This is a genomic window from Flavobacterium sp., assembly GCF_041392085.1.
Taxonomy (GTDB): domain Bacteria; phylum Bacteroidota; class Bacteroidia; order Flavobacteriales; family Flavobacteriaceae; genus Flavobacterium.
Map to the genome: position 1 here is coordinate 141433 of NZ_JAWKMW010000004.1, position 26231 is coordinate 167663.

A 26231-nucleotide genomic window follows, 5' to 3' on the forward strand; every position below is an offset into this window, starting at 1 on the left:
TAATGTACTTCATCATTTTTTATTTTGTTCGGTACTTTTCTCTAAAACTGTGCTTTAATCCAAATTGAATGGTGTTAGAATAGAACTTATCCTGGTTAAAAAGTTCAAAACTAGCCATTAAAGCAGTGTAATTAAATAATCGATAAGACAAAGAGCCTGAAAATCGCTGAAAGACTTCTGCATAATCATCAAAAAAATAGGCAGCTTCTACTTTTGCTTTAAAATCATTTGCATCCAGACCATAGCTGTAGCTGAGTCCGCCTCCACCAAACAATCGCTTATCCAACATCCAATAAGGATATCCATCACTTAAATCGGTAGAACCTTTTTGAATTGAGGATTCTAAAAAAGGAATAAGTTTTGATTTCTTTTCTTCCCCATCATCCCAACCAACTCGTAGTGTAGCCGAAATATCAATATTATTATCCGTGATAAAATCAGTATTGGTTTTACTCTTTGTATAGTAATTTGATTCAATTGACAACGAAGCATTGATTTTTTTCATAAAATAAACACTTTGGTAAAGAGATGATTGAACATGATAAATTTCTTTAGCGTGCCCCGGTGCTGTTTGCACCGGAAATACATTTACTTGTGCAGAGCTAAAGTTTTTCTTGAAAGTTTTGCTTATTCCAGCTCCAAATTGGAAATACGTTCGCTGATAATTGTCCATTTCAAGTCGTAATCGCGACCAATATTGATATTTATCAAAGGAAAAAGGATTTTTATATTGGTATTCAATCCCATAAACTCGTGTAAACCTATTGTCATCTGAAATAATCAATTGCTCATTATCTGCTCTACTTTGTGGGCGAATATCGGTTATAATAGTATCTACCGTAGAACGAATCAAAGGAAAAAATTCAGAATAGGTACCGGCTAAACGATGAAGATTTTTTTTCTTATCATAAAAGTTATACGAATGTCTTGTCATTAATGAAGCCATTCTATCTCTGTTTGTTTGAATTTCATTCTCAGACTCTATAAAATTACCATATTTTAAACGGTTTGTTTTGGTAACAGCCATTTTAACATTATCTAAAAACAATTCCGGATAATTGGCTAATAAATCTTGCTGTAAAAAGTCATCTTGATACACCACATCTGCGTTTAATGATTTTCTGAGCGATTCCTTTTCTTTAGATTCTGGAAGTTCACTGGCTAAAACCCAAGCCTCCTTAAATTTACCCATATCATGATAATAATTGGCCATTAAGGCTTTTGTCTTATAATCATCCGGATTTTTAGCTATGTGATTATTATATTCGTTAATTAAACTGTCGTATTGTTTTAATTGAAACAGCCATTCCATTTTGTTAGCAATATCAATTTCTGTACTGTAAAAAGACCAATCATAGGCTTTTTGGTAATTTTTTTCATTCGCATAAAGCCATGTAATATTAGTAGCCAATGCTCTGTAATCTTCAGAGGGTTCAATTTTTTCTAATTCAACCAATGCTGTTTGTGGTTCATACCATAATAAATGTTGCAAGTAATTAAACATGCTTTCCTTTCCTGTATCAACACCTAAAAGAGCAATTAATGCTTGCTTAATTTTTTCCTTGTTTTCAGGTGTATTAAAATTGGCAACATAACTATTCAGCAAATCTTTATCTCTAGGATTTACCAATAATTGAGCATTTATCCACTTTTCCATAGCTAAATCATTTGGATAACCAATTAATTTATCTAATTCTTGCGAATACATTACATTTTCTTTTGTTGGGTATTTAGAGCAGTGTTTCTCGAGCATTATCCAGACTTCATCTCCCCTATTTTCCCACGACATGTATTCGGCATATTTACTCCAAGTAGGATAATCAATAGTTGATTCAGAAAGCATTCGCTGTTTTAAGGCTGCTTTTTCCAATCGAATTTGTTCTTCATAATCTTCAGAAACATCATCACCTTTTTCAAACTCTTGAACTTTTGCGATATAAGTATAATAGTCGTTTTTAACTTTACTGTAAATAAAGTCTAATTCTTTATCACGGTATTCTCTATAATCTTTGATTTTAATTGAAGGCTCATTGGTATATACTGAATACAAAAAACCGTCGAGGTATTTTGTTTTGGAATAGATTACGGCAATTGATTTTAGTTGAAGTTCTATATTTTCTGCATTTTCTGTTGTTCCATATAAAAACCAATATTGACTGTTAGAGGTTGAGTTTTCTGGTTTTAATTCTTCAACAATGTATTTTCCGTTATAGGTCTTGTGATTAAATTTAGAAGCCCTCCAATCCAATGCAATAAAACCTCCCTCACCGGCATTTAAAAATCTAGATTGAGGAAATGCAGTGGTAAATTCTTTCAAATAGTTATCAAACTGTGCTAATAACCCCCCTTGTTTTCCTTTTGTTTTTCGCCAGCCTAATCCTTTAGGATTTCGTAATTCAAATTCACCGGCACTTTTGTTAAAAGGACTCGGAATTTGATATACATCATCCGGATGAACAAAATGATTCCAAATTCCCGTGTATAAATACAATGATTGAATGTTGTATTTAGAATTGTCATCAATCTCAAATCCACTGGAGATTCGTGGATAATCGAACATATCGTGGTGATACGGATCAAAATCAAACTCTCTGTTTCCACCATCATACGTTTCTCCTAGATACAAACTACACATAAAACTAATGGAGGGTAGTCCTTCTTTTAACCTTTTCAGCCCCATTTGGTCAATGTAATTTGAAGGAGGAACATAAGAAATAGGTAAATCACCAAAACTACTTACTTTCCATTTTTTTTGAACACCTTCTAATGCAGTTACAATGAACTCCTGCTTTTTCCAATCTCTTTTTACCAACGAAACATGATTATAACCATGAAAACCTAATTCATGCCCGGTTTTCATACAATCTCGCATCAACCAGCTGCTAATGGGTTCTACTCTACCTCCGCTTGAAATTTTTTTGGCATCCCATTGCGAAAATAAAAATGGAGGATCTGTTTTTACATTATAATCAAATGCAGGAACGGCAGTATAACTTATTTGATATTTTTTTGCCAATGATTTCATATCCGGCCACCATACATTCTTTACGTAATCAGAAATAGATAAATTCATTTCCGATTTGATAGGCTCCATTTTTGTATCGTATAAAGGCGATGGAAAATCATCTAAAAAAATTGTATTTGTATTTGCAATCGGGTATGGAATTCCTTCCAAGCCCATCATCATTCCAGAAAACAAAATTCCTCTGTCCATTTTTTCAAACTCAAAGGTCGAGTTTAAGTTAATCACTCTCCCCTCACCTATTTTGCTTTCTAAAATGGCCGGAAAAGATTGGTTATTGATGGATGTTGCGTATACTTTTATTTTTGAGTAATCAAAATTAACCCCACTCATACCAAAATGAGCAATTGCTTTTCTGGTAGAAGTACCAGCTAGAGTTGGAATGAAATTTTCTTTAAAACTAATTCCCAATGAAGTTACATCGGTTGCATATTCTGAATTGGGTTTCATCCCTATCATAAATCCAAATCGTTTGTCTTCACAAGCATAAGGTAAGTATAATGTTCCGCCATCGGAAACAAATTTTAAAATCTTTGTAACCGAAGCATCATTTAATTTTTTTGTTTCTAAAACACACAAAACACGCGTAGAAGCGGCTATTTCCAAATTAGCATTCCACGCTTTGAGATTAATATTTTTGAACGGTATTTTAGTGTAATTACATAACTTCTTAAGGTGATTACTGTATTTAACACTCATTGGATTTTCAAAATCCACAACATACTCAACCAAAGGCGGAAGGTTTAAATCGGCATCCGAATAATGCTTTAACAAGCCGTTTTTTCCAGCTTGATCTTTTGAAAATAAATCAATATTATTAGGATTCATTATAGCATCGAAGTCGGCACAGCTTGATAATAGCAGTACAACTACCAAAAGGCTATGCATGACTAGTCGATTAAAGTTTGCACGGGTTTTCATACTCAATAGATTAGGTCATCAATCTTACTTGACTTGGGTTCATTTACAATTTCATACACATTTACATAGGGGCTTTCATAATACAAAGAAACTTCTCTTCCTCGTTTTTCGAGCGTTTTAATATGTTCTTTTAGTAAAGGCTCTAATTGATTTTGGTCTGCAAATTGATTTGCTTTTTCTGAATTATCATGGTACACAAAAACAAGAATACTTTTTGGAATAACATATTGCGGATTTTCAATAAAAAATTTAGGTTTTTTTCTGTTGCGATGGTAAATAGAATCACTTTCTAAGTAACCAAACAAAAAATCTTCGTAGTTGATAAAAAAGTGTTTGTTGATACTCATTGTTTGTGCAACATTATCATTAACTACAGCATAACTGTGCGGAAAAAATTCGTGTAAAATTTTATCATAAGCATCTAAAACCATTCGAGGTGTTTTATCAGACGTTTTAATATTGTTTAGCGGTGTTATTTGAGTAAATACAATTCCCCCTAAAGCAAATACAGCCATTCCAACAGCAAGAGGTATTTTAAAGCGAAGCAAACCTTTGTATAAGGGAAATAACAATCTGAGTAAAACAGCAACCGATATTCCGAAACAAATAGGAACAAAAACAGCTAAGGCCAAACGAAGTAAATCGGAATCAATCCATTCTATTTGAATAAAATTAAATGCAACCAACACATTAAAGTATAACATAAAAACAAGTGATGGTTTCCATAGCTCTTTTTTATACCAAATTAAAAAGGGTAAAATAACAATGCTAAACAAAGAACCATATTGATAATACTGTAACAACTCATCAAAAGGCACAATCAAATTGGGCATATAAGTAAAAGAAGAAACAGAAATTAAACTGGATTGTAAAAAGATTAAAAAATCATTTTGATAGTATAAACACATCCAATAATAAAGAGACAACACAAATGTTACACCAAGAATATAGGAGACAAAAGCAATCCACCTAAAACTTATATCACTTTTAGATACAAATACTAATGCCAAAATAAAAAAGGGCGGCATAAGAATTAATAAAGTAAACAAATCAATCAAACCGATAGCAAAAAAACAAATGATTAATGTAATGAAGAAATTTGTCTTTTTATAATTGATTACATCAGGTTTTAAAATGTATACCATTGCCGGTATAGCAAAAGTTAACCCCATCAATACAGGTTCATTCTGTAAAAGATAGTGGATTTCAATAGGTGAAAAAGTATATAAAAAAACGTAAGCCACAAAAGCAATTAATGGAGCTAAAATTCGTGACGCTGTAATTTTACGAATGGTCCAAAAAACAATAATACTTAGCAAAATATCCTCTAAAATAGCTAAACTTTGCAAGCCTACTTCAGGGCTAATATCAACTAATTTTGAGTATAAATTACTAATAGCCAATTCACCTTCAGCAGAAACTGTACCGTTGAACCAAGCGTTTTCATCAAATAAAATAACTTTATTTAAATTTGAAATCCATAAATCAGAAAGCAAATATGTATCATAGACATAAAAATAATACCGTCCGATAAAAGCAACTACAATTAGAACCAACGTTGCATAAAATATAAAAACGCGGTCATCTTTTATTTTTTTAGGTCTCTCCAAACGAATAAGTTCGCGTATGGGTTTTCGGTTTTCATTATCTTTTAAAAATTCGAAAAAACGAGCTTTAGAAACTTCTTTAAAATAGCGAATTGGATTTTTGACATTTTTAATTCCCACCACATCAACTAACATGATAAACAGCATGATTAACACAAAATTAATTAAGCTGTAAATACTAAGTTGAATTAAACTAAAAACGACTATCAAAGATATACTCCCATACTTAAACCACTCATTTACAATAAACTGAATTAGATTATGACTATATTCTCGTTTAACTAATTTGTTGTTGCAGTAATACAAAAACATCAGCAAGAAAACGAGCCTAATGAAACCTACTAATATGGAACTAGATAAAATCATCGTTTATTTGTTGAAATTAGGTATAGATTGCAAATCTATTTTACCAATGAAATAGTTAAATTTAGTTGGCTCAATGCGTTTCACAATTTGGTCATATAGTTGCTTGCTATCTGCATATTCAATCAATATTACCGGAATTTTATATTTCACAGTAATCTCTTTAATCCTTTTTAATCGCTGATTAAAATCACCGTTTTCTCTTAGTTTGTAGATTTTATCTTGAAAAGTATAGTCTGACGCGACAGATTCGAATAAAACAGATTGAATAAAATCTTTGGTATCCGGAATTAATTCTAATCCCGAATTTTGTACTAAAACATGATTTGGATACTCGGTTTTAATTCTCTTAATTAAATTAACTAACTCCTTTCGCTGATTAAATTGAGGTCCAAAAGATGAAAAATTGTCAATATTATCTAAAAACAGTCCATCAAAACCTTTCTCTAACACTTTTTTAATCAACGATACAAGCACCACAGCTGTGGATTGATCCTTTAAATTCAAATAATAACTGTCCCAATTATTATTTTTGCCTAAAACTCTGTTCTTTAGTAACTTATAATGAATTGCATTACTATTCACTTCACCTAAGCTAATATAGGCTAGTACTTTCTTATTATGTTTTTTTATTTGATTAATATCTGCTGCTTTAAAATTTTTTTCCTCAAGAATAACATAATTATAGCCTTTAATTTTAGCAGAATCTAGTTTACCATAGCATATTAAAACAGTATTTTTATTTACCGTATTACTGAACACTTGTGTAGTTAACAAGGAGGGCAAAAGCCAAAAAAACAAATTAAAACGACGCATAATAATGATAATCAAGTTTTTTGAAAAAACGAAAAATATGTTTTAAAGTATAAAACATAAAAAACAATGCTCCCACTAACATGCCCACAACACTATACTCAAAACTCACAAAGCGACTAAGAACAAAACCAATTGAAAGATTAATAACAACAGCATAGATAATTCCTTTTAAAGGTTGCTCTGTTTGTCCTAAAGTGAATAGGTATAAAGTGTTAAGCATTCCCCATGCTAAAAAGAAATACCCAATTCCACCAAACAAGGTGACGTTTACACTCAACTCTTCTAAATCTTCATGAAATTGACCTTTGTAACCCCATGAAGCAAAAATTAATTGATAAATAACCACAAAAATTACTGCTGCGGTTATTAATAAAATAATGATATTTTGCCAATATAATTTGTGTAGTTCTTTGTTAAAAAGTTTAGAATTTTCAAATTGAACTAATTTTTGGGTTATATCCAGAAATCTGGTAAAAGAAGCAATACTAAACTCTAAAACTCCTGAAAGTAACAAGAATACTAAAATTGCCATATCCATGCCTAATTCATAATCTTTTTCAAAATAAACAATAAAAGGAAGTTGTCCATCTACACTAGTGGACCAAGCTAATATTCTGTCTATAAAAATAAAAAGATAAATAAAAATTCCGTATAAAAAGTAACGGTGGTTTTGATAAATAAAAACCGAAGTTTTAATATTTAAATCGGCTCTTGGTGGATTTTTCTTTAACAACCCTTTAAAGAAAAAATGCATATATAATCTTGCCGAAATAATTGCAGCACAGATTCCAAACCAGTGTGTATAATAAATCAATAACGATGAATATTTATTCAAAACAACGGTTACAGAAGTACCTATGATAACCGCAACGGTAATCATCCAACGTTGTCTGATAGTGTGTAAAGGTGCTAAAATCAGTAGTACTAAGCCAATCAAAAAAGCATATACAAAAACAATAAACAATACTTTGAAAGGATAAATATGAACAAATGAATTGACAAAAAGTATAATTGCAAAAACAATGAAGAGTGTTTTAATGCCTAATTTTAGGAGATAGTCAATCGTTTTTTTTGTCATGGAATAGTCATGGTAATTCCAATAAAAAGTTGCTTGTCTACCAATTACCTGTACAAAACCACCAGTGGAAACGATACCAATAATTACCCCTAATACAACCGCTGTAGATTGCAAATGATTAAAATGAACATGTGTCCACAACGAATAACCAAAAACAACGATGGCTGCAATTTGAAGAAAAACTGGAAGTAAATGAAAGATTCCTAACGGGTAATATTGTGCAAAAATTTTAGCTTTAACCGCCAAGTAGTCCGAAAGCTGAATAGTTTCCGGGTTAGTTGCAATATATTCGCGTTGTTTAGCATTTAAACTTTCTTTATGCTCCAAAGACGTAGTCAGTTGTCTGTAAACATAATTTGCTAAATCTTGAATATCAGAAACCCCATAATCAGCTTCTGTATCAATATCTCTAATGCCAAAAGATTCAATAGTGGCAGCAACAACTCTGCTACTTACCGGTTTACCTATCTTATCTTTAACATTATCAATTAATATTTTAATATTTTCACTATGCTTTTCCATTTTGCATTAGTAGAACACATACATTCTATTTTGGTTAGGTTTGGGTTTAGGCGTAAATTTGGGTGGGTTTTTTTTTTAAGAAGCTTTTACTGTTTCTATTTCATCTAAGGATTGGATTAAAATTGGCATTTGTACTTCTTTAACTTCACGTGTAACAACTCTTTCATAAACCTCTTCATAAGCAGTGATAAATTTTCCGATAGTAAAGTTATCAATTACTTTTTTTCTGGCGTTTATTCCCATTTGTTCTCTTAATTCTTTATTATTAAGTAACTCTACTACTCTATTTCCGATATCTTCCGCATCTTTTGGTTTACAAATATATCCGCAAGATTGGTCTAACGCTTCGGTAACACCTCCAACATCTGTGGCCACAACCGGTATTCCACAACTCATTGATTCCAAGACTGTATAAGGAAAACCTTCAGAAATTGAAGTTAATATTGATATATCACCTTCACAAAACAATTCGCTTGGTTTGTCATGATAACCGGCTAGTTTGAAGTTTTCCCTTAAACCTAATTCTTCTATCAAACTTTCGCATTCTGCCGTATATTCCGGCACAGCATTATTGTCACCATAAACCAAATATTGAACATTAGGTATTTGACGTTTTGCTACTGCACATGATTTTATCATTGTAATAATATCTTTCAAATCAAAAATACGAGCAGCGGCAACTACTGTTGGAATATCTTTTAAATGCTCAGGTTTCGATTTCGGTTTAAACACGTTATGGTCAATTCCGTTATAGATGATTTCAATTTTTTCAGGATCTGCACCATACATCTTCTCCCACTTGATGTTAAATTTATTCACAGACAAAATTTTGTCTGCTTTATAGTAAACTAATTCAGTAACACATTCTGAAAATTTAATTAACATTTTCTTTAAGAAAAAAGAATACTCAGAAGAATTAATTGCCAATAAACGCTCACGAATAAACACACCATGCTCAGTAACGACCATAGGTGTACCGTATTTATATTTTAAAACCAAAGCCGGAATTACAGGAAAACCTGATAAAGTTAGATGAGAAACATCAACTCTGGGCACATCAACGGAAAGCGGAATTAAAAAACGATAAATCCAACGCATTCCCGATGTTAAATCAAACAAGGACACCTTTTCGTTTTCTTCTTCAGTATTTAAATCAGAAACCATGTAACAGAATGTCTTCCAAACAGGCTCACTTTTCATTGTTTTTTTGTAATCATGCTTTTGAAAAAAACGCCACATTTTTTGGATTGTTTCATCAAACGCTCTAACATCTCTGTTATTAGAAAAAATATGTCTCAATAAGTCCTGAAAAATAGGAATAAAGATTTGGTTTATTTTATCCAAATCATTTTTTTCTTTTTGGGAAATAATTTTATAGTATTTTTTTCCATAATCAATCATTTCCTGTGGTTCCATTGGCGACCAAAGAGGAACTTGGATAAGGTTTTTTACGTTTTCACTTAAATTATATTTGGTTTTAGACTCAAATTCAGCATTTATTGAATAGAGTGTAAAATTTGAATTTTTTACTTCATTGCAAAGCATGTGTGCCCACGTGGAAACTCCCCCCCCATTGAAAGGATAGGTTCCTTCTAAAATTAACATTACATCGTGCTTTTTACTCATAACTTTTAGATAATAATATTCCGTTCGTCGATGAATCTGCCTATGCAGAACCAGACAATTTGGTGCATTATAACAATCTTAGGGTGGTATTGTGGTATTTTTTGGAACGCCGGCTTTTTGGGGACGACTTCTAAAAATGTTTTTTAACGGGATAAAACATTCTTAACAAATAATTAATAATACTTTACACGGTTAAAAGACAATTCAAAAGTAGAATTAAATATAAAAAGCACAAAATAAATCCTCTGAAATCTGTTGAAAACACTCATTTTATCGACGAACTGCATAGTGCTGCGGATGAGTAACTTATATTACCGATTAACGGTTAGCGAAATGATTAAAATGAAATAACAAACTACTGGTTTAACAACTTTTTGAGTCCGTATTCCTATCAAAAAATCATTTTCTCTCTGATTTTTTTCCCGATTGCAATAACAAGTCTTGTTTTGTAATCCTCAATCAACCAATCTCTATAATTTTTTGTTGAATTACTTAAGCAATTTGTATAATGACGTACCCTACTCTCAATATCATCATTCAATTCTTTTGCTAATGATTTTGCCTCAAGCAATGTCTGAGAATTATCTACACACATAGAGGCGTGTTGTAGAATTGATTTTTCTATCACAACTTTTGGGCGTAAATTTTTTGACAATACACTCCGATACTCAGCTTCTACATCAAAATCGATATTGTCTGATTTAATAAATTTTGCTCTAAGTTCTGGTGGCATTTTGTAGATGAAATTCATTTCAATTTCTACATCACCCTTAAGATTATGAATGTATTGTTCAGGATATTTAAAGATGTGTTGCCAATCTAATCGATCAGTCCAAAGGCCAAATCGGGCTGCATTATTACCCAAATCTATTATGGTAAATTCATCTTTGTTGGGAAGTTTACGAGAACCGCGACCAATCATTTGGAAATACAGTGTTAGTGATTTTGTGGCCCTGTTTAATATAATCGATTCAACAGTTGGTTCATCGAAACCGGTGGTTAAGATTCCAACAGAGGTCAAAATCGCATTGGGGGTCTCTTTGAACCATCTTATAATTTCTTTACGCTCCTCGTTTGAATTTGTATTATCCAAATGTTTAATATTGTTAAAACCGGCCTCTTTAAAAATGCTTAAAACCCCTAAAGAAGTAATTATTCCGTTATTAAAAATTAATGTTTTCTTACCTAATGAATGAGCAGTGTATGCATGAATTAATTTTTCCTGCATAGCCATGTTGGTATACAATTCATCGGAAGATTTTACGGTATAATCTCCATTAATGCCAATTTTTAAAGAGGTCAGACCTACATCATAGCTATAGGTTGTGGCTTTGGCCAAGTATCCTTTATCTATTAATGAACCAATACTGTTGCCGACAATTAATTCGTGATAATTTTCATTCATCGGTAATTTAATATTGGAGCTTAATGGCGTAGCAGTAACTCCGAGAAAAAAAGTATTCTTGAACGCGTGAAATAATTTTCTAAACGAGTTAAAATGTGCCTCGTCAATAATTAACAACCCAACATTGTCAATGTGTAATTTTTCATCATTCAAGCGGTTTTTAAGGGTCTCAACCATCGCTACAAAACATGAATATTCCTCCTGATCCGGCAACTCTTTGACTACACTATTGATGATTTTATTTTTAACATCAAACCCTTTCAACATTTTTGAGGTTTGCTTACATAATTCGATTCGATGGGTCAGTACAACTACTTTTTTGTCAAACTTTTCTAGATATCGTCTTGTGATTTCAGAAAAAATAACTGTTTTACCTCCGCCCGTAGGCAATTGATACAACAAATGATAATTGTGTGAAGCAGTATTAATTTTATCAAAAATCAGATCAATATCACCCAACTGGTAACTGTAGAGCTTTTTCTTCTCTTCAATTTCAAGTAATATATCTTTTTTTGACATAAAAATAGAAAAAATGGATTTTTGCAAAAATACACAGATAAAACCCTACAATTAAATTTTTTAAGTTAATAAATTTCAAAATTTAAATATGTTTCCGATAAAAGGTTAAATTATACATAAAAAACAACTAAAAAAACCTTCATCAGTTCAATATTCAATGATTATTCTTAATTTTACAACCCTTTTGAAAAAGCCGATAAATTAAATATGAAGTATAAGATTAAAATTACACCTATTGACAAATGGGTTATTGATCCGGTAAATCGATTTATCGGAAAATCAACAACAGGTGGAATTGTTTTATTTTTATCTGCAGTTGTGGCTTTAATTTTAGCAAATTCGCCTTGGAAAGATGCCTATCATCACATTTGGGAGCATAAAATAAGTTTTGGTCTTGACAACAATTTCATATTAGACAAAACATTACATCATTGGATCAATGATGGATTAATGGCTGTTTTTTTCTTCGTAGTTGGTTTAGAATTAAAAAGAGAAATCATTGGCGGGGAGTTATCTAACCCCAAAAAAGCGATACTCCCTATTGTTGCCGGATTTGGCGGAATGATTTTCCCAGCAATTATTTATCTTTGGTTTAACCCCTCGGGGGAAGCACATAGCGGTTGGGGAATTCCAATGGCTACAGATATTGCTTTTGCCTTGGGTGTTCTATTTTTATTAGGCAAAAGAGTACCAACCTCTTTAAAAGTTTTTTTAACGGTTCTTGCCATTGCCGATGACTTGGGTGCTGTATTAGTGATAGCCTTTTTTTATACCTCTGATATATCTTTCACAAGCTTGATTGTAGGTACATTGTTTTTATTATTATTAATAGTATCTAATTTACTTGGAGTTCGAAATTCATTTTACTATGGAATTTTAGGTATAGGAGGAGTTTGGATGGCCTTCTTATTATCCGGGGTTCACGCAACAATTGCCGGGGTATTAATAGCATTCACTATTCCGGCTAATGTTAAAATCGACGAAATAGGATTCATAGAAAAAATGAAGGACTATCTTCATAAATTCAAACAAGCTGACCCAAACGGCGTGCCAACTGTTACACCGGAACAGCTTCACATTTTAGAAGATATGAGAACACTGTCTAAACAAGCAATGACTCCTCTTCAAAGACTTGAACATGGCATGCATCCCTTTGTAACATTTGTGGTAATGCCCATTTTTGCATTGGCAAATGCAGGCGTTACAATTTCATCTGATTCAACAAGCTCAGGTACAAGTTCGGTAGCTTTAGGAGTAATTTTTGGTTTATTAATTGGTAAATTTATAGGTATTGTAGGAACCACATCGCTTTTTATAAAATTAAAATTAGCCAACTTACCACTAGGTATGACTTACAAACATTTAATTGGGGTTGGACTTTTGGCATCTATAGGATTTACAATGTCACTTTTTATTGCAAATTTGGCTTTTAAAAATCAAATCCTAATACAACAAGCAAAAATGGGAATTTTATTTGCATCACTATTGGGTGGTACCTTAGGATTTTTGTTTTTGTATTTCAGTACTAAAAAATCAGATATTACTATCACCGAAGCTGACACACATTAAATTATGCAACGAGAAAAAATTAAGAAAAACAAATGGAGACAACTCCACATGTATTATACCTATACCGGTTTCTATAAATTTATTCTTGATGGATTAAAAAGTGCTTTTTTACCAACAGCATTGATAATAAGTCTTTTAGTTTATGTACATTATAATGTAATCAATATTAATGAAGCATTAACTTTATTAACTCAAAAATATAGTGACTTTACAATATTTTCTGTTTTTTTTGCGTCCGAATCTATTTTAGGGCTGATTCCCCCCGATATTTTTATTGCTTGGACAAAAAATACAAACTACCCAATTCTTTATCTTACCTTATTAGCTATTCTTTCCTACTTGGGTGGAGTTGTTTCCTATTTACTAGGTAAAGCCATGTTAATAATCCCATCCGTTAACAATTTCATGTTCACTAAAATGACTAAACATATTGTGAACATGCGAAAATGGGGAGGTTTATTGATAGCTGTTGGTGCACTTTTGCCTCTTCCGTTTGCCATGGCGGCCATGGCGGCAGGTATGATCAAATTTAATTTCAAAAACTTCTTGGCATTTGCCTTGCTAAGACTACTTCGTTTTGTAGTTTATGGCTTTGCTATCTACCAAATGCTATAGAGATGTTGAATTATTTTAAAAAAATAGCTCTTTTAGAAGGAATTTCGCTCTTGGCATTACTGTTTTTTGCAATGCCTATGAAGTATTTGTTTAATCAGGAAATTTATGTAAAAACCATAGGAATGGCTCATGGGATATTATTTATTATGTATGTAGCCTTAGCTCTTCTGCTTAAATTTTCGCAAAAATGGAATACTAAATTTTTTATGCTATTGGTTTTAGCCTCGATTATTCCCTTCGGGACATTTTATATTGAAAAAAAATTCTTCGCAAACTAAATTAAAGTATTATTTTTCAAGTCGGTCTTTCACAAACTCAATTTTTGTTTTGCCATGAGGAAACGGCTTTCCTTCTTCATTTAAGTTAACCATGGTAATTGTTTCAACCGATATTATAGTTTCACGCGTCATAATGTTTCTAACCTCACATGTCAAGGTAATGGAAGTTTGACCAAACTTAACCACATCTATTCCAATTTCAACAATATCTCCCGGTTTTGCCGAACTCCTAAAATTTATTTCAGACATATGCTTGGTAACAACCTTTGCATTTTCGAGCTGTATAATTGAATAGAGTGCAACTTCTTCATCAATCCAAGCTAATAATCTACCTCCAAATAAGGTGCCATTTGGATTTAAATCTTCCGGTTTTACCCATTTCCTCGTGTGAAATCTCATAAGCTAAATCATAAAAATTTATGCAAATGTAAGTGATATTGACTGATAAGAAGAGTATTTAGTTCCAAATTAACGAAATGGTTTTCGCTACTAGTTGCCGTATTAGTATGGTAATTATATTGAATCAAATAGTTAGCTTAATAAGCTAACACCTTTGAAACTAGGCTATTATTTTTTTATATTTTTTAACAAAAAAGTTGAAATAATCAACTTTTAATCTATCTTTGCAACCGTAAAAACTTTTTATTTCAATATAATAGACACCAAAATGAAAAAAAACCTACTTATTCTTTCCCTATCAATTTTTATTCAGGCAACATCTTTTGCTCAAGATTCAACTGAAGTTTCAAAAGTTGATGAGTACAATAAATGGTCAATTGAGCTTAGTGCCGGACAAAGTAAAGGTATCAAGCCTTACAGTACTGGTTATTTTGCCAGCAATCCTGACAAAGTTTTAGGAAGTTTTACTTTCAATCATTACAATTTAGGTGTCAGATATATGTTTAGTCCTAAATTCGGTTTGAAATTAGACGGAGCGTATGACAACCTTAAAAATTTGAGTGATGAGAGTTTAGATTTTGAAATGAGACAAATTAGAATTGGTCTTCAAGGGGTGGTCAATGCCGCAAGACTATTCGATATTCAAGAAAGTTTAGGTCGTTTTGGAATGTTATTACATGGTGGTATTCAAGTAGCAAACATGTCACCTCAAATGGGTATCAATAAAGGTAAAAACGAATGGAATGGAGGGATCATGGTTGGATTTACTCCTGAATTCAGAATCACAAAAAATTTAGCTGTAACGGCTGATTTTACACTTATATCGAATGTTAGACAACATTTTAATTGGGATGGTGCCTATTCTGACGAAAACAACAACCTTGCGGGAAGTATGTATTCAACATCGTTAGGATTATCTTACTCTTTTGGTTCTCATAAAGTACACGGTGATTGGGCTACTATTACAAATAAACAACAAGAAGAAATTAATGCACTTGAAAAACGTGTAGGACAAATTGAAAATGACATGAGTGATAGCGACCAAGATGGTGTACCGGATTATTTGGATGTTGAACCGAATTCTATTGCTGGAGTAGCTGTTGATACAAAAGGAAGAATGGTTGATATTAACCAAAACGGTGTACCGGATGAGTTAGAAAAATATTTGAACAATACATACGTAACAAATCAAACGTACAATGCTGATGGAGAAACATCTGAAATGATGAAAAAATTCATCAACGACGGATACGTAGCGACATATTTTGATTTCAACAAAAAACAGCCAACTAATGTTTCTACAGAAGGAATTGATTTCATCTTAACTTATTTAAGAAATAATCCAGAATCTTCAGTTGATATTATCGGTCATGCTGATGAAATTGGAAACACTCCTTACAACAACAAGTTAGCGAATGATAGAGCTTCTAATGTAAAAGAAATTTTGATGAAAGCCGGAATTACTGCGGATAGATTAAATGTGATTTCGCAAGGAGAAGACACCTCAGTTGACAAAGATTCTGCCGGTGCAAGAAAATTGGTAAGAAGAGTAACTTTTAAAGTGAAATAATTAACAACCGATTCTTAATAACTAAAAAAAACCTCTGTTTTAGAACAGAGGTTTTTTTTTAACTTTAAAATAAAAATGATGACACCAAGAGATAATTATATAATCGAAAACAGAGGGGATGCACTTGGCATAATTTCAGATCAATCCTCAAGCGAAGAAAAATTTCAAAATCTAACTATCGGCCCTATTCTAAAACTGCAAAATGATTTATTTATTGATGTATTTAAAAATTATATTGCTAAACACAAGAATGATTTCTATACTTATTCTACTGAAAAAAAAATGCAGTTTATTGAAAATTCAATCCAAAAAGACATCAAGTTCAGAAACTCTTTAAAAGGAATGGTAATTGGTCTATTCACCCTTGCAGAATATGATGATTACATTAAAAATTCATCAAACCTCAATAAAAGAATGATGAACATGTTAATTGAAAGGCTAAAAAATAATATCTTGTTGTTTGATTCACAACAAGCGTCTTAATCCATTTTCTTAAATATCATTTTGATTTTATCAGAATGAATTAAATACAAGCGGTTGTTTTTAATTTTATAAGCTGTTGAACTTTGAAGACTCTGTATAAATTTATTTTCTTTATTTGATTCTTCACAAGCCATCTGGGTCGCTAAGACGTTCGTAAATCGTAATAATTCTCTTTCTTGAAATATAGTACCGCTTATTCGGTTACATCCTCCATAGCCGGAAAATATCTTTTCAGCTGAATTTATTACTATAGAAGGAATTTCTTTCGCAAAATCAACTGAACTTACTTTTTTCCCGTCTAATTCTTCCAAATACCAAACATCAAATAGACGATAATCAATAACATAATTTCCGCATCCGGAATAATAGCGTTTACCATCTTCTAAATTACTGTCTTTAATCTCGATATCAACCTGATAATCAACCATTAAATCAGATAATCCACTTGAACAATTCTTTGACTTTATATTAACCAACATTTCTCCCGTTAAAGTGTTCAAACGATATAATTTAATGTTTGAATCCTCTGCACGTATAGGTTCTACGTGAGCAGAAACCCATTCCTTACCGGATTCAATTTCTTTGAAGCGAATTTCATCCTCTGCAATTTCTAAAGACCAAAAAGGGTTTTGCCCAATTGACTTAAAATAGCCTGCTGATTTTGACTTTAATAATGGTGTCTCATTAATAATTGCAAGATTAGGAATATCTGATTGAGAAGAACATCCCATTAAAAAATAAATGAAGTATAGAAATAGAATATTTTTCACTTAAATATGACTTTAAATTACTAATAAATGTACAACTTTTAATTAGTATTTCAATTAAATATATGTACTTTGCTGAAATATAGTACCAAGTTTGTCAAAATTTGAATATCTAAAATAAAAAACGTCAAAAATATTTAGGTGATTTTTTTGCAAATAGTGAAATCGAATAGTGAAAATGATATTTATTTTTGAGCATTTTACACCCTTTTTAAATCGTTAAAGACTATATCATAAAAATACATAAAACCCATTTTATTATCATTAATTGTAATATTTTTTTACTATTATTGTTAAAATGAATGGTATGAAAGAAGAATACTTCAAATGGCACTCTCCAAATCTGGGTAGAGAGATTCAAATGTTAGTTTTTGGTCACGCCGGTTATCCGGTTATTTTATTTCCCACTTCCATGGGAAGTTTTCATGAAAACAGAGATCAAGGACTTATAGCTTCGGCAAGGTGGTATATTGAACAGGGATTAATTCAAATATTTTGTCCTGACAGCATTGACAAAGATAGTTTCTATAATAAAAAAATCCATCCTGTACATAGAATTCAAAACCATGTTTGGTATGATAAAATGATTTGTCATGAAATTGTTGAGCGTGTAAAAAACAATACCTATTCCGGGAAAGTCGCTGTAGCAGGGTGTAGCTTTGGCGGATATCATGCGGCAAATTTTGCCTTTCGACATCCAGGTTATGTCAGCCATATGTTCTCTATGGGAGGAGCATTCAGTATCAAAAGTTTCATGGATGGTTTTCATGATGATAATGTTTTTTACAACAGTCCTGAAGATTATTTACAAGGATTAAACGATCGGGAATTGTGGAATATGGATATTGTACTCGGTACCTCAAATTGGGATATTTGTTTTGACGCAAATTTAAAACTGAGCCGAGTCTTAGCTCATCGTGATATTCCTCATTGGCTTGATATACGACAAGATCGTGAACACGACTGGCCGGTTTGGAAAGAAATGTTCCCTCATTATTTGTCAAGAATTAAATTTTTTTAAACAAAATAACATAACTAACTATGAAAAAAATTGGAATTTTATTTGGAATGGAAGATACCTTTCCGCAAGCATTCATTGAACGTGTAAATGCAAAAAATGAAAAAGGGATTATTGCCGAGGCAGTTTCTATTGATAAAGTAATACAAAATAAAGCTACTGAATATGCCGTTATTATTGATCGAATTTCGCAAGACGTGCCTTTTTACAGAGCTTATTTAAAGAATGCAGCTCTTACAGGTACGGCTGTTATTAATAATCCTTTTTGGTGGAGTGCCGATGATAAGTTTTTCAACAACTGTTTGGCTGATGTTTTAGGCGTGCCACTTCCCAACACGGTGATTTTACCTTCTGCAGAACACCCTAATGATACAACGAGCAAATCATTCCGAAATTTAGCTTACCCAATGGATTGGGAAACAATTTTTGATTATGTAAAGTTTCCTGCTTACATGAAACCTTACGCAGGAGGTGGTTGGAAAAATGTGTATCGATTAGAAAATCGTGACGAGTTTTGGGATATTCACCGAGAAACCGGACAGTTAGTAATGCTGCTACAAGAAGAAATTGTTTTTGACCAATATTTCCGTGTGTATTGTTTGGGAGGAAAAGCAGTACGAATTATGCCTTACGAACCACGTAACCCACATCATTTACGCTATGTTGTAGATGGACCTCCGGCCGATAAAAAACTCCTCGCTACCGTGAAAGACTATACATTGCGTTTATGCAAAGGCTTGGGATATGATTTCAATACCGTTGAGTTTGCCGTACGAGACGGTATCCCCTATGCAATTGATTTTGGTAATCCTGCACCGGATGCAGAATTGACATCTGTGGGAAAAGAAAATTTTGAATGGGTAGTTGAAGAAGCTGCTAAAATGGCCATTGAATATGCAAAAAAACACAAAGACGGACAAATGAACCTTACGTGGGGCACTTTCATGAAAGGCTCTGTGAATGAAGCTAAACGTTTTTAATTTAATTTTGATAAAACTGTAATTGAGCAAATATGAAGAAAGCGTTACCCGTATTTACATTGGGTGTTGAAGAAGAATATTTAATTATTGATCCGGAAACAAGAGATTTACGTTCACATATGTCTAAAATTGTGGATGGAGCCAAAATCATTCTTAAAGAACAAGTGAAGGCAGAAATGCACCAATCCGTTGTTGAAGTAGGCACAAACATCTGTAAAAATGTAAAAGAGGCTCGAGAAGAAATCACTTTTCTTCGTAAAAAAATAGTAGAACTAGCGGAAAAGCAGGGTTTGGTTGTAGGTGCGGCCGGAACACATCCTTTTTCCAAATGGCAAGATCAACCCATTACAGACGACCCACGTTATCATACTATTGTGAATGAACTGCAAGATGCCGCACGTTCCAATCTGATTTTCGGTATGCATTGCCACGTTGGAATTGAAAGTCGTGAGGTGGGCTTACAATTAATCAACCAGGCCTGCTACTTTTTACCGCATATTTTTTCACTTTCCACTAATTCCCCTTTCTGGGAAGGAAGAAATACCGGCTACAAATCTTTTAGAACCAAGGTTTTTGACAAATTTCCTCGAACCGGTTTACCGGAATATTTTGATTCAGTTCAGTCATATGATAATTTCTTAGAAACATTAGTTAAAACAAATTGTATTGATAATCCAAAGAAAATTTGGTGGGATTTGCGTTTGCATCCGTTTTATAACACGATTGAATTCCGCATTTGCGATATGAGTTTAACCGTGGATGAAACTATTTGTATTGTCGCAATTATCCAAGCTATCGTAGCAAAACTGTATAAGTTAAATACAGCAAATACAAGTTTTAATGTTTATCGATTGGCATTGATTAAAGAAAATAAGTTCCGAGCCGCTCGTTATGGAGTGCAAGGCAATATGATTGATTTTGGTCTCCAAAAAGAAGTGTCTACCAAAGAATTAATTCTCGAATTACTCGAATTTATTGATGATGTGGTGGATGAATTAGGAAGTCGAGACGAAATTAATTACGTGCACACCATTCTACGAGAAGGAACCGGAGCCGCCAAACAATTAGCCATTTATGAACAAACACAAGACCTAACTAAAGTAGTTGATTTTATTACAAGTGAGTTTACAAAAGGAATTTAGAATTTTGAAGGTAGAATTTTAAATTAGAGATACTTTTGTCATTCTGAAAGATGACGAATTCGAAAGAAGACTCGAACGAAAGCGAACTGGTAGAGTAATCTCGTACCCAAAAAGGCAGAAGTGTTAATATATTTTTTATAAAGCAAAAAGTAGCAAACAACCTTTTCTTTTTAAATAAGTTATCTTTGCATCATAAAGTAGTTACCAAATGAATTCACAAATAAAAATAGCGATTTTAGATATGTACGACGGTGAACCCAATCAGGGAATGCGTTGTATTTATGATATTATCAACCGTTTTAATCAAATGGTTTCCTTTCAGGTTTTTGACGTTCGAGGTAAAAATGAATTACCCGACATCAAAAAATTTGATATTTTCATTTCAACCGGTGGCCCCGGCAATCCATTAGAAGGTGATGGTGTCTGGGATGTTAACTATTTTAACTTTATCGACTCGTTATGGAATTGGAACAATGAAAATGAAATGAAAAAACATGTTTTGTTTATTTGCCACTCGTTTCAAATGGCTTGTAAACATTTTGGTTTAGCTGAAATCAACAAGCGAAAAGATACTTCTTTTGGTGTAATGACCACGCACAAAGTGAATGAAGGTCTAACAGATCCGTTGTTTGAAGGTTTAGAAAATCCGTTTTATACCATCGATAGTCGTGATTTTCAAGTGGTGCAACCCAAGTTGAAGAACTTGAAAAAAATGGGGGCACAAATCATTGCGTTAGAAAAAATACGTGATCATGTACAGTATGAACGAGCGATTATGGGCATTCGTTTTTCAAATGAATTTGTTGGTTTGCAATTTCATCCGGAAGCCGACCCCTTAAGTTTTTTAGCTCATATGCGAAATAAAAGTTTCAAAGAAAAAATTATTACGATGAAAGGTCGTCCAAAATTTCTAAAAATGTTAGAAGATTTGGTAGATGAGGAGAAAATCTATCGTACCAACGAAACTATCATACCAAACTTTCTTCGCATCGCCATCAACGATTTGATGAAACATAAAAAAATACTCTCTAACTAAGTTTCAAATTTTTATCCTTAAAAGACACTCAAGTATTTTCTTTTGTGTCTTTTTTTTAAAAGTGTTTACAATGAATACAACTTTTCGAAAACAATTTAACGAAGAATTCTCAATAGAAAAATACAATCAGTTACTTGATTCAATCGCAACTGATTTTAATTATAAACCGACTTTCAGAATTGGAGAAACACCTTTTTTTATTCCAAATGAATTGAAAGAACAATTATTGGAAGGTTGCAATCAAGTAATCACTTTTATTCAACAAGATAATTTTAAGGAGCTAACAAACAAAGCATTAGAACTTAATAGAAAAGTGCCAAACGAAGATAATCATACCACTTTTTTAGCCATCGATTTTGGTATTTGCGAGGAAGACGGAAAAGTTATTCCGAAGTTAATTGAAGTACAAGGATTTCCGTCGTTATTTAATTTTCAGAGTCACTTGTCGCAGAAATTTGTTGACTTCTACCCTTTTCTGAAGGAATTGACTCCTTTTTTAAATGGTTTGGATAACAAATCCTATTTAAAATTAATCGAAGAAGCAATTTGCAATAATCATCCGAAAGAAAACGTAATTCTCCTTGAAATTGAACCGGAAAAACAAAATACTAAAATTGATTTTTACTACTGTAAACGTGACATCGGAATTCCGGTAGTTTGTGTGACGGAATTAATTCAGAAGGAAAAAAAACTGTTTTATACCAATGATAAAGGAATTGAAATTGAAGTAAAACGCATTTATAACCGAGTAATCTTTGATGAATTGGATTTGCGTACCGATTTACAACTTAACTTTGATTTTTCTGCCGATTTAGACGTAGAATGGGCCGGTCATCCGAATTGGTTTTTCAGAATTAGTAAATTTATTTTGCCTTATTTAAAAGGAAAATATTTCATTGAAACCACCTTATTAAGCGATTTAAAAGAAATTCCAACCGATTTAGAAAACTACGTACTCAAACCGTTGTTTTCCTTTTCCGGAAGTGGCGTCATCTTCCACGTGAAAAAAGAAGACATCGAAGCTGTTACTGAAAAAGACTTATACATTCTACAAAAGAAAGTAAATTACATTCCAATTATTCAATCACCGGATGGCAAAGTAAAAGCCGAAGTCCGGTTATTAGCCGTTTGGAAAAAAGATGCTCCCTCACCTACTCTCGTTACAAACTTAGTCCGACTCAGCCGAGGCGAAATGATTGGTGTGAAATTCAATAAAGATAAAGATTGGGTTGGTGGAACGGTTGGGATGTTTGAGCGATAATTTTTAACATTAAGAAATTAAGTTTTTTATTAAGTCTTAATGAATCCCTCAACTTTCCTTTGTTACTTAATGTTAAATTACATTTAGATTAATTTTTTCACCGTTTCTATCCTCAACTCCTCCAAATCCTCATACTCTAGATACTTCGCCCAAGTATCATCATTCAAAATCAATTTGATTTTTTTGAGTGTTTTTGCGGTTTCTGACGCATTTCGTAACGTTGCTTTTCCATCATAAAATGGCATGTCTTTATGGTAAAAGTCAGTTGTTTTCTGTTCCCAATTTACTTGAATAAAGAATAAGTTGGCGATTTCGTCATTGTGGTAAAAATCGGTCCAGCGAGCAAAACCAATTTTGGTGTGTTGGTTTTTATAGTCAGTTAACGGTAACAAACGCCAACGGCAATTGGCGGCTCTTCCCCAATGGTTGGAAATGCGGTACACTCCTTCCTCAGTAAAAAAATATTCACTTCCCGACTTACTTTTAAACTGCGATTGCTGAAAATAAAAATCCGTTTGAGAAACTTCTTTCCAAAGGCAAAAAGTGTGTTTATGGAAGTTATTGGAGTGGTAGGTTTTCAATAATTTTCTTTAAATTAATGCAACTTCTTCACTTTTTCCTGTTGAGCCACAGTCGCAAAATCCTTTACCAATCGCTCTGCATAATCATCTAATAATTCACGAACACGTTCGTGTTTTTCTGATTTCACAATCAATCCCGCATGGTATTCCAAAGGCACACGGAAACAAACCTCACTATCATTAAATCCGCTCAAGTCCGGCTGTTCAAATTTGGATAACGTCAACACAATTCCGGCATATTGTTTCCTTTGCGAAGGAACTTTGTATTCCTTTCCTCTCACCAATGCATCTTCAATTTTGGCCCATTCTCCCCATAAATTGATACCGGAAGCAGCTTCCACCATTTCAGCTAAGTGAGCTCCACCTACTCGCGAAGACGTTTCTAAAAAGTAAATTTTTCCGTCTTCATTGCATTTGATAAATTCAGTATGCGTCGCACCGTGTTTCATCCCAAATGCTTTCATCACTTGCTCGTTCACTTTTTTGATGGCTTTATCATCAGCATTGTTGTACGGAATGTTAGCACTTCTGAAAATCCCACCTCCTTGCGAAATCTCCATTGGTGTAGCCAAATATTGTGAAGTGATACTAAATAATACTTTTCCGTTAAAATTCAATCCGTCACAATGATATACCGCACCTGGTTTAAATTGTTCCACTAAATATTTTATGCGATTATCGCCCAACTCATTAATTTTCCCCCATAGTTCTTCTTTCGAATGCACCTTCATAATTCCGCTTGCTGAAGCTTCCGAACGGGGCTTCAATACCCAAGGCGGTGAAACGGTATCCGCAAAATGATTGATGTAGTCATCATTAAACAACGCACTAAAAGCCGGCACCGGAACACCTTCAGATTGTGCTTTTACTCGCATGGCCAATTTATCCCGAAAGTACCTTCCGGTGGTTTGACCCATTCCGTCTACACGTAAATTTTCACGCAAAAAGGTTGCTTTTTCAACGTCAAAATCATCTAACGCAACAATGGCATCAATTTTTTCTTTTCGCATCAATCCGGCTACGCCCTGTAAAAGCATATCCAAATCCCAATCCATGTCTTGGCCGGGCATATAAAAAATTTCATCAATGGAATCAAAAGCCCAAGGTTTATCTCGTAATTTTTCGGAAGTAATCAAGAACACTTTGTTTCCCAATCGCTTCATGTTAATTAAAAAATCATTTCCTTTAAAATAATTGGAAATACAAATAAATGTTTTGGTTGATTGTTCCATAACCTATTGATTTTGAATAAAAGTAGTAATTAATTGCACACCAAATGCCGAAGCATGTTTGGTTTTGGCAAATTCATCATCCACAAAAGAAACACCGGCAATATCTAAATGTGCCCAAGCGGGATGATTTTCTGTAAAAAATTCTAAAAACTTCGCGGCAGAAATAGCTCCGGCAACCGGTTTGCCAGAATAATTTTTCACATCGGCAATTTCACTTTCTATATCGGATTGATACGCCTCCCAAAGCGGTAAAGGCCATAACCGTTCACCTGTTTTGGTACCGGCCTCTTGAAGTTTTTTAGATAATTGCTCATTATTAGTAAACAATGCACCACACTCATAACCAAAAGTAGCCACACTGCTTCCGGTTAAGGTAGCAATATCTATGATGATTTCAGGATTATAATTTTTAATGAGATACGATAATCCATCTGCTAAAATCAATCTGCCTTCTGCATCGGTGTCTATGATTTCAATCGTATGTCCGCTATAACTTTCAATTACATCACTCGGTAAAAACGATTGGGCGTCCACCGAATTTTCACAAGCCGGAACAATAGCTGTTACACGATGGGGCAACTTCAAATCGGCTATCAATTGCATCGCTCCTAAAACGGTTGCACCTCCAGCCATATCACACTTCATATGCACCATTCCGGCGGTTTTAATGTTTAAACCCCCCGTATCAAACGTGATTCCTTTACCAACCAAACCAAAATGTTTTTGAGCATTCTTAGGATGGTAATCCAATATAATAAATTGGGGCTCATTGGCACTCCCTTTTCCCACAGAAATAAAGGCATGTAAACCAATTTCTTTAGCTTTTTTAGCCCCAATGATTTCTACTTCCAATTTGAATTTTTTTCCTAAATCAGCTGCCCAATTGGCCAAATGTTTTGGGGTTACTTTATTAGGAGGTAAGTCTACCATATAAAAAGTTTCCAGTTGAGCATATGCTGTTTTCATACCTAATTCAACAGCTTTTTGAAAATTTGTAGTACTTACAATATTCAAAACGGATTTGACTTCTTGTAGCGGGTGCACTTTTTTTTCTTTTTTGTAATGCCCCAATTGATAAGTCCCTAAAAGCAGACCATTTACTGTGGCAGAAACCCAATCATCTATAAAAAAATCAGGTAGAAAAAGTGAGGTTTCCTTATGAAAAAATGCGGCTTGCTTTTGTGCAGCTCTACGAAATATTTTCTTTAAATCGGTCACTAACGGTTTTTTTCCCAAACCAATAAATAGATATACGACGCCCACTTTTTCTATGGCGTAAAGAGTATCTTTCTTCCCTGAAAAAATAGAATTGGAAACCGATAACGATAAATATTGCACCGCTTCATCCGTCTCCAAAACCGGAACTAATATTAAACTTTCTGTTGAACTAACTTTCTTTAAATACTTTGTTTTCATCACAT

General features: G+C 33.1%; 21 protein-coding genes. 10 read left to right on the top strand and 11 right to left on the bottom strand.

Annotation, left to right across the window (positions count from 1 at the left end):
* Positions 1-19: 19 nt before the first annotated feature.
* From R2782_RS00670 to R2782_RS00695, 6 genes are all read right to left on the bottom strand, one after another.
* Positions 20-3910 carry a DUF2194 domain-containing protein gene (locus R2782_RS00670; RefSeq protein WP_371266120.1) on the bottom strand — a complete coding sequence of 1297 codons (3891 nt, stop codon included), beginning with the start codon at positions 3908-3910 and terminating at the stop codon, positions 20-22.
* Positions 3911-3945: 35 nt separating this feature from the next.
* Positions 3946-5697, bottom strand: a complete 1752-nt coding sequence (locus R2782_RS00675; protein ID WP_371266121.1) for a hypothetical protein — start codon at positions 5695-5697, stop codon at positions 3946-3948.
* A gap of 222 nt (positions 5698-5919) precedes the next feature.
* Positions 5920-6744, bottom strand: a complete 825-nt coding sequence (locus R2782_RS00680) for an endo alpha-1,4 polygalactosaminidase (RefSeq protein ID WP_371266122.1) — start codon at positions 6742-6744, stop codon at positions 5920-5922.
* On the bottom strand, positions 6716-8329 hold the full coding sequence (locus tag R2782_RS00685; RefSeq protein ID WP_371266123.1) for a hypothetical protein: 1614 nt from the start codon (positions 8327-8329) through the stop codon (positions 6716-6718). Before R2782_RS00685 ends, R2782_RS00680 begins: the two co-directional genes overlap by 29 nt.
* Positions 8330-8404: 75 nt before the next feature.
* Positions 8405-9955 carry a GT4 family glycosyltransferase PelF gene (pelF, locus tag R2782_RS00690; RefSeq protein ID WP_371266124.1) on the bottom strand — a complete coding sequence of 517 codons (1551 nt, stop codon included), beginning with the start codon at positions 9953-9955 and terminating at the stop codon, positions 8405-8407.
* Between the two features lie 391 nt (positions 9956-10346).
* Positions 10347-11879, bottom strand: coding sequence for a DEAD/DEAH box helicase (locus R2782_RS00695; protein WP_371266125.1), 1533 nt, complete (start codon positions 11877-11879; stop codon positions 10347-10349).
* Between the two features lie 207 nt (positions 11880-12086).
* Between R2782_RS00695 and nhaA the strand changes: the two genes are divergently transcribed.
* The 3 genes from nhaA to R2782_RS00710 are packed head-to-tail and all read left to right on the top strand — an operon-like array spanning position 12087 to position 14341.
* Positions 12087-13448 carry a Na+/H+ antiporter NhaA gene (gene nhaA / locus R2782_RS00700; protein WP_371266126.1) on the top strand — a complete coding sequence of 454 codons (1362 nt, stop codon included), beginning with the start codon at positions 12087-12089 and terminating at the stop codon, positions 13446-13448.
* 3 nt (positions 13449-13451) lie between these two features.
* Positions 13452-14063, top strand: a complete 612-nt coding sequence (locus R2782_RS00705) for a short-chain dehydrogenase (RefSeq protein ID WP_371266127.1) — start codon at positions 13452-13454, stop codon at positions 14061-14063.
* 2 nt (positions 14064-14065) lie between these two features.
* A complete protein-coding gene (locus R2782_RS00710; RefSeq protein WP_371266128.1) occupies positions 14066-14341 on the top strand; it encodes a DUF3817 domain-containing protein in 276 nt (91 codons plus the stop codon).
* Between the two features lie 9 nt (positions 14342-14350).
* Here the strand turns inward: R2782_RS00710 and R2782_RS00715 are convergent, their stop codons facing one another.
* Positions 14351-14740, bottom strand: a complete 390-nt coding sequence (locus tag R2782_RS00715; protein WP_371266129.1) for an acyl-CoA thioesterase — start codon at positions 14738-14740, stop codon at positions 14351-14353.
* Positions 14741-15008: 268 nt separating this feature from the next.
* Here R2782_RS00715 and R2782_RS00720 point away from each other — a divergent pair, with 268 nt between their 5' ends.
* Both R2782_RS00720 and R2782_RS00725 read left to right on the top strand, forming a co-directional pair.
* Entirely contained in the window at positions 15009-16310 is a 1302-nt protein-coding gene (locus tag R2782_RS00720; RefSeq protein WP_371266130.1) for an OmpA family protein, read from the top strand.
* A 78-nt stretch (positions 16311-16388) separates the two neighbouring features.
* Entirely contained in the window at positions 16389-16793 is a 405-nt protein-coding gene (locus tag R2782_RS00725; protein ID WP_371266581.1) for a glyoxalase, read from the top strand.
* Here the strand turns inward: R2782_RS00725 and R2782_RS00730 are convergent.
* Positions 16790-17563, bottom strand: a complete 774-nt coding sequence (locus R2782_RS00730; protein ID WP_371266131.1) for an META domain-containing protein — start codon at positions 17561-17563, stop codon at positions 16790-16792. The two genes, R2782_RS00725 and R2782_RS00730, sit on opposite strands and share 4 nt — an antisense overlap.
* A gap of 304 nt (positions 17564-17867) precedes the next feature.
* Between R2782_RS00730 and R2782_RS00735 the strand changes: the two genes are divergently transcribed.
* The 5 genes from R2782_RS00735 (at position 17868) to R2782_RS00755 (ending at position 22997) form a co-directional block, all read left to right on the top strand.
* Positions 17868-18581, top strand: a complete 714-nt coding sequence (locus R2782_RS00735; protein WP_371266133.1) for an esterase family protein — start codon at positions 17868-17870, stop codon at positions 18579-18581.
* Positions 18582-18601: 20 nt separating this feature from the next.
* The gene (locus R2782_RS00740) at positions 18602-19558 is read left to right on the top strand and encodes a RimK family alpha-L-glutamate ligase (protein ID WP_371266135.1); all 957 of its coding nucleotides are present in this window, start codon (positions 18602-18604) and stop codon (positions 19556-19558) included.
* 32 nt (positions 19559-19590) lie between these two features.
* Positions 19591-20700: a carboxylate-amine ligase gene (locus R2782_RS00745; RefSeq protein WP_371266137.1), complete on the top strand. Its 1110-nt coding sequence runs from the start codon at positions 19591-19593 to the stop codon at positions 20698-20700.
* 208 nt (positions 20701-20908) lie between these two features.
* Complete coding sequence (locus tag R2782_RS00750; protein WP_371266139.1) at positions 20909-21736, top strand: type 1 glutamine amidotransferase; 828 nt, start codon at positions 20909-20911, stop codon at positions 21734-21736.
* 70 nt (positions 21737-21806) lie between these two features.
* Positions 21807-22997 (top strand): hypothetical protein, encoded by a 1191-nt coding sequence (locus R2782_RS00755; RefSeq protein WP_371266140.1) that lies wholly within the window; start codon positions 21807-21809, stop codon positions 22995-22997.
* 83 nt (positions 22998-23080) lie between these two features.
* Here R2782_RS00755 and R2782_RS00760 read toward each other — a convergent pair whose 3' ends face one another.
* From R2782_RS00760 to R2782_RS00770, 3 genes are read right to left on the bottom strand one after another with little or no spacing between them, the layout of a single operon-like run.
* On the bottom strand, positions 23081-23578 hold the full coding sequence (locus R2782_RS00760; protein ID WP_371266142.1) for a hypothetical protein: 498 nt from the start codon (positions 23576-23578) through the stop codon (positions 23081-23083).
* 14 nt (positions 23579-23592) lie between these two features.
* Positions 23593-24810, bottom strand: coding sequence for an acetyl-CoA carboxylase biotin carboxylase subunit family protein (locus tag R2782_RS00765; protein WP_371266144.1), 1218 nt, complete (start codon positions 24808-24810; stop codon positions 23593-23595).
* A gap of 3 nt (positions 24811-24813) precedes the next feature.
* Positions 24814-26226, bottom strand: a complete 1413-nt coding sequence (locus tag R2782_RS00770) for a M17 family metallopeptidase (protein ID WP_371266146.1) — start codon at positions 26224-26226, stop codon at positions 24814-24816.
* Positions 26227-26231: the final 5 nt, after the last annotated feature.

Excerpts from the sequence above, each read along its gene's own strand:
- R2782_RS00725 (WP_371266581.1), top strand. The coding sequence starts at position 16,389 with ATGACACCAAGAGATAATTATATAATCGAAAACAGAGGGGATGCACTT.
- pelF (WP_371266124.1), bottom strand. The coding sequence starts at position 9,955 with ATGAGTAAAAAGCACGATGTAATGTTAATTTTAGAAGGAACCTATCCT.
- R2782_RS00670 (WP_371266120.1), bottom strand. The coding sequence starts at position 3,910 with ATGCATAGCCTTTTGGTAGTTGTACTGCTATTATCAAGCTGTGCCGAC.
- R2782_RS00755 (WP_371266140.1), top strand. The coding sequence starts at position 21,807 with ATGAATACAACTTTTCGAAAACAATTTAACGAAGAATTCTCAATAGAA.
- R2782_RS00765 (WP_371266144.1), bottom strand. The coding sequence starts at position 24,810 with ATGGAACAATCAACCAAAACATTTATTTGTATTTCCAATTATTTTAAA.
- R2782_RS00685 (WP_371266123.1), bottom strand. The coding sequence starts at position 8,329 with ATGGAAAAGCATAGTGAAAATATTAAAATATTAATTGATAATGTTAAA.
- R2782_RS00695 (WP_371266125.1), bottom strand. The coding sequence starts at position 11,879 with ATGTCAAAAAAAGATATATTACTTGAAATTGAAGAGAAGAAAAAGCTC.
- R2782_RS00740 (WP_371266135.1), top strand. The coding sequence starts at position 18,602 with ATGAAAAAAATTGGAATTTTATTTGGAATGGAAGATACCTTTCCGCAA.
- R2782_RS00720 (WP_371266130.1), top strand. The coding sequence starts at position 15,009 with ATGAAAAAAAACCTACTTATTCTTTCCCTATCAATTTTTATTCAGGCA.
- R2782_RS00750 (WP_371266139.1), top strand. The coding sequence starts at position 20,909 with ATGAATTCACAAATAAAAATAGCGATTTTAGATATGTACGACGGTGAA.
- R2782_RS00735 (WP_371266133.1), top strand. The coding sequence starts at position 17,868 with ATGAAAGAAGAATACTTCAAATGGCACTCTCCAAATCTGGGTAGAGAG.
- R2782_RS00710 (WP_371266128.1), top strand. The coding sequence starts at position 14,066 with ATGTTGAATTATTTTAAAAAAATAGCTCTTTTAGAAGGAATTTCGCTC.
- nhaA (WP_371266126.1), top strand. The coding sequence starts at position 12,087 with ATGAAGTATAAGATTAAAATTACACCTATTGACAAATGGGTTATTGAT.
- R2782_RS00675 (WP_371266121.1), bottom strand. The coding sequence starts at position 5,697 with ATGCTGTTTATCATGTTAGTTGATGTGGTGGGAATTAAAAATGTCAAA.
- R2782_RS00715 (WP_371266129.1), bottom strand. The coding sequence starts at position 14,740 with ATGAGATTTCACACGAGGAAATGGGTAAAACCGGAAGATTTAAATCCA.
- R2782_RS00705 (WP_371266127.1), top strand. The coding sequence starts at position 13,452 with ATGCAACGAGAAAAAATTAAGAAAAACAAATGGAGACAACTCCACATG.
- R2782_RS00745 (WP_371266137.1), top strand. The coding sequence starts at position 19,591 with ATGAAGAAAGCGTTACCCGTATTTACATTGGGTGTTGAAGAAGAATAT.
- R2782_RS00770 (WP_371266146.1), bottom strand. The coding sequence starts at position 26,226 with ATGAAAACAAAGTATTTAAAGAAAGTTAGTTCAACAGAAAGTTTAATA.